At 51.8% G+C, this 5,146-nt stretch carries 2 protein-coding genes; one reads left to right on the forward strand and one right to left on the reverse strand.

The window, feature by feature from the left end; genetic code table 11:
* A partial coding sequence (locus ACTHS3_RS10115; RefSeq protein ID WP_049336118.1) for a DUF3683 domain-containing protein occupies window positions 1–3,834 on the forward strand: 3,834 nt, incomplete at its 5' end.
* Window positions 3,835–4,021: 187 nt separating this feature from the next.
* On the opposite strand, the gene ACTHS3_RS10120 is transcribed toward ACTHS3_RS10115, so the two are convergent.
* A partial coding sequence (locus ACTHS3_RS10120) for a lactate utilization protein B (protein ID WP_440367890.1) occupies window positions 4,022–5,146 on the reverse strand: 1,125 nt, incomplete at its 5' end.

Below are 5,146 nucleotides of genomic sequence, written 5' to 3' on the forward strand. Positions count from 1 at the left end.
ATGACCACGACTACTGCCCCTCAGCGTATTCGAGAAATTCCCTATAACTATACTTCTTATACCGACCGCGAAATCGTCATCCGACTGTTGGGCAACGAAGCGTGGCAAATCCTGCAAGACCTGCGCGGTCAACGCAAAACAGGACGTTCGGCACGAATGCTGTTTGAAGTATTGGGCGATATTTGGGTGGTCGTGCGTAATCCGTATCTGGTCGATGATTTGCTGGAGCATCCGAAACGCCGCGCCGCGCTGGTGCGGGAAATGCGCCACCGCTTAAATGAAATCCGCAAACGCCGCGACGATAATCGGCAAGTGGATGTCTTGGTTGCAGCAGCAGAAAAAGCAGTCGAGCGTTTTGATAGCAGTTTTGATGAAACCAGCCAAAAACGCCATCAAATTTTGGATCGCTTAAGCAAAATTACCAAGCCGCACAATATTATGTTTGACGGATTGGCTCGAGTAACGCACGTTACCGATGCGACTGACTGGCGCGTGGAGTATCCGTTTGTTGTCGTTAATCCTGATACCGAGGCAGAGATCGCGCCTTTGGTGCGCGCTTTAATTGAGTTGGACTTGGTCATTATCCCACGCGGTGGCGGTACCGGCTACACTGGTGGCGCAGTACCTTTAGACGCAAACAGCGCAGTCATCAATACCGAAAAACTCGACAAGCATCGCGGCGTCGAATATGTTGAGCTGGCAGGCTTGGACGGCAGACATCCGATTATCCATTGTGGCGCAGGCGTAGTAACCCGCCGGGTGGAAGAAACCGCGCATCAGGCGGGTTTGGTGTTTGCCGTTGATCCGACTTCCGCCGATGCGTCTTGCGTGGGCGGTAATGTGGCGATGAATGCAGGTGGCAAAAAAGCTGTGCTGTGGGGTACTGCCTTGGACAACCTCGCCTACTGGAACATGATCAACCCTCAAGGCGAATGGTTGCGTATCGAACGCGTTCGCCACAATTTTGGCAAAATCCACGATGAAGAAATCGCCTTGTTTGATGTACATACGTTGGATTCAGACGGCCGCAATATCGTCAATACCAAACGCTTGGAAATCCCCGGCCACAAATTCCGCAAAGTCGGTTTGGGCAAAGACGTTACCGACAAATTCTTGAGCGGTCTGCCCGGCGTGCAGAAAGAAGGCACAGACGGCATCATCACCAGCGTCGCCTTCGTATTGCACAAAATGCCGAAATACACGCGTACTGTATGTATGGAATTTTTCGGTACAGTCGCCACCGCAACGCCTTCCATCGTCGAAATCCGCGATTTCCTGCTTACCCATGAAAGCGTTCGGCTGGCGGGTTTGGAGCATTTAGACTGGCGTTACGTCCGCGCCGTCGGTTATGCCACCAAAGCGGCAGGTAAAGGCCGACCTAAAATGGTCTTGCTGGCAGACGTGGTTTCCGATGACGAAGCCGCCGTACAGGCAGCCGCCGAACACATCTGCAAACTTGCCCGCGCCCGCGACGGCGAAGGCTTTATCGCCATATCTCCAGAAGCGCGCAAAACCTTCTGGCTTGACCGCAGCCGCACCGCCGCCATCGCCAAACATACCAACGCCTTTAAAATCAACGAAGACGTAGTGATTCCGCTGGAGCGGCTCGGTGAGTATTCAGACGGCATCGAGCGCATCAACATTGAGCTTTCCATTCAAAACAAACTCAAACTCTGTGCCGCCTTAGAGCAATATCTGTCCGGCAAACTCCCCATCGACAAAATGGGAACAGACCTGCCAACCGCCGAACTATTGGGCGAACGCGGCAAACACGCCCTAGCCCACGTTTCCGCTGTCAAAGCGCGTTGGGAATGGCTGCTTGCTAACTTAGACGCGCCGCTTGCCGACTATAAAGCACGCTATGGCGCAGCCGTCCACGCTGCGCCCGAAGCCAAAAACAATGAAAGCTGCTTTATTGCCTTCCGCGATTTCCGCCTGCGCGTGTCTGTCAAAGCGGACGTAATGAAGCCGCTTTCTGAAATCTTCAGCGGCAAAACAGATACCAAAATTATCCAAGGCTTGGGCAAAATCCACGCCAAAACCGTACGCAGCCGCGTCTTCGTCGCCCTGCATATGCACGCCGGCGACGGTAACGTTCACACCAATATTCCGGTTAACTCAGACGATGCCGAAATGCTTCAGACGGCCTACCGTTCTGTGGAACGCATCATGAAAATCGCCCGTTCGCTCGGCGGCGTAATTTCCGGCGAACACGGCATCGGCATTACCAAGCTCGAATTCCTGACAGATGAAGATTTGCAACCGTTTTGGAATTACAAAAACCAAGTCGATCCCAAACACACCTTCAACCGTCACAAACTGATGAAAGGCTCGGACCTGCGCAACGCCTATACGCCGTCTTTCGAGCTTTTGGGTGCGGAATCGCTGATTATGGAAAAATCAGACCTCGGCACCATCGCCGATTCCGTCAAAGACTGCCTGCGCTGCGGCAAATGCAAACCTGTTTGCTCTACTCATGTTCCGCGTGCCAACCTACTGTATAGCCCCCGCAACAAAATCCTCGGTGTGGGCTTACTGACCGAAGCCTTCTTATACGAAGAACAAACCCGTCGCGGCGTTTCCGTCAAGCATTTTGAAGAACTGATGGACATCGGCGACCACTGCACCGTGTGCCACCGCTGCGTTAAGCCCTGCCCTGTCAACATCGACTTTGGCGACGTTACCGTAGCCGTCCGCAACTACCTTGCCGATTCCGGCCACAAACGCTTTGCGCCTGCAGCTTCAATGGGTATGGCATTTTTGAACGCCACAGGCCCGAAAACCATTAAAGCCCTTCGCGCCGCCATGATACAGACCGGCTTCCCAGCGCAAAACTTTGCCTACAAAATCGGCAAGCTTCTTCCGATTGGCACTAAAAAGCAAAAAGCCGAACCGAAAGCCACCGTCGGTACCGCCTCAATCAAAGAACAGGTTATCCACTTCATCAACCGTCCTTTGCCGAAAAGCGTGCCTGCTAAAACTCCACGCTCCATGCTGGGTATAGAAGACGACAAGAGTATTCCTATCATCCGCAATCCGGCTTCTCCGGAAGATGCCGAAGCCGTGTTCTACTTCCCCGGCTGCGGCTCTGAGCGCCTGTTCAGCCAAATCGGACTAGCCGTTCAAGCCATGCTCTGGCATGTCGGCGTACAAACCGTCCTGCCGCCGGGCTATATGTGTTGCGGCTATCCGCAAGACGCAGGCGGAAATAAGGCTAAAGCCGAAGAAATGAGCACCAACAACCGCGTGGCTTTCCACCGTATGGCGAACACCCTCAACTACCTCGACATTAAAACCGTCGTCGTCAGTTGCGGTACCTGCTACGACCAACTGGAAAAATACCGTTTTGAAGAAATCTTCCCAGGCTGCCGTATCATCGACATCCATGAATATCTGCTTGAAAAAGGTGTGCAGCTAAACGGCGTACAAGGTCAGCAATACCTCTACCACGACCCTTGCCATACCCCGATCAAAACCATGAATGCCACCCAAATGGCCAGCAGCCTGATGGGACAGAAAGTCGTCTTAAGCGACCGCTGCTGCGGCGAGTCCGGTATGTTTGCCGTCAAACGACCCGACATTGCCACTCAGGTCAAGTTCCGCAAACAAGAGGAAATTGAGAAAAACCTCAAAGAGCTGCCTCAGGGCGAACCCGTCAAAATGCTTACCTCCTGCCCAGCCTGCCTGCAAGGCCTGAGCCGCTACGCCGACGACAACAATATGCCTGCCGACTACATTGTCATCGAAATGGCGAAACACATCCTCGGCGAAAACTGGCTGGATGAGTTTGTAAAAAAAGCCAATAACGGCGGTGTAGAAAAAGTATTGCTCTAAGGACTTAGACAAAAACTTTTGGATGTAATAAAGGCCGTCTGAAAATCTTTCAGACGGCCTTTTTATTCAAAAGAATCAAAATACAATAATCAAATCAAATGCCTTTACAAATAGCGATGCTACACCAGCAGTATTCAATAAAAAATAAAACTTGAGGCTTTTATCCCCCAGGTTTTATTTTCAAGTCTTATGCTTTTTCTTGCTGACGTTTTCTTTCTGCCATCATCTCATGCAATGTTTGCTTGGCAGGTTTCATCGGAACATGGTTATTGGTCCAGCTTAACTGCTTGCTTGGCGTCAATGCACGGAATTTGGTAGCAGCCCAGCCGAATGCTCGATAAGCCTTACTGCCGCTGAAAATGCCGTTAAACGTACGCCACGCCATTTGCTCGCCGAAGGTATGCGATGCGCCTTGACCACGGATAGGATGAGGAACGGTTTCTGTTGGCGAACGTTGCGCTTCAACACGCAGACGTTGCATTTGTTCGGTAATCGGAATGCGTACCGGACAAACCTCAACACAGGCGCCACACATGGTACATGCAGTCGGCAGATCGCGTGTCGCATCCAAGCCTAACAAATGCGGAGAGATAATCTCGCCAATCGGGCCGGGATAAGTCGTACCGTAGGCCGCGCCACCGATACGGGTATAAACCGGACAGTGGTTCATACACGCACCGCAACGGATACATTGCAAGGTACGGCGCATTTGATCTTCTGCATACGCTTGACTACGGCCGTTATCAAGCAGTACCAAGTGCATTTCTTGAGGGCCGTCCAGCTCTTCGCTACGGCGAGGACCGGTAATCATATTAAAATAAGTGGTAATGTTCTGACCGATGGCGGAGCGTGGCAGCAGGCTGTACAAAGGCGGAACATCCGACAGCTTCGCAACCACTTTTTCAATACCGGTAATGGCGATGTGCACAGGCGGTACAGTGGTACTCAAGCGGCCGTTGCCTTCATTTTCGACCAGACACAAAGTGCCCGTTTCAGCAACGGCAAAGTTCACACCGCTCAAACCGACATCGGCAGTGCTGTAAATATCGCGCAATGCTTTACGCGCAAATCCAGTCAACTGGTCTACATCATCTGTTAATGGAGTGCCGAGGTTTTGATGGAAAAGCTCGCTAACCTGCTCTTTGGTTTTATGAATGGCAGGCATCACGATATGGGTTGGTTTCTCGCCGGCCATTTGAACGATAAACTCGCCCAAGTCGCTCTCAATCGCTTTGATGCCTTGATCTTGCAGATAATGGTTCAGCTCAATCTCTTCGCTGACCATAGATTTGCCTTTCACCATCAGCTTACC

The organism is Neisseria sp. P0009.S007 (genome assembly GCF_051962515.1).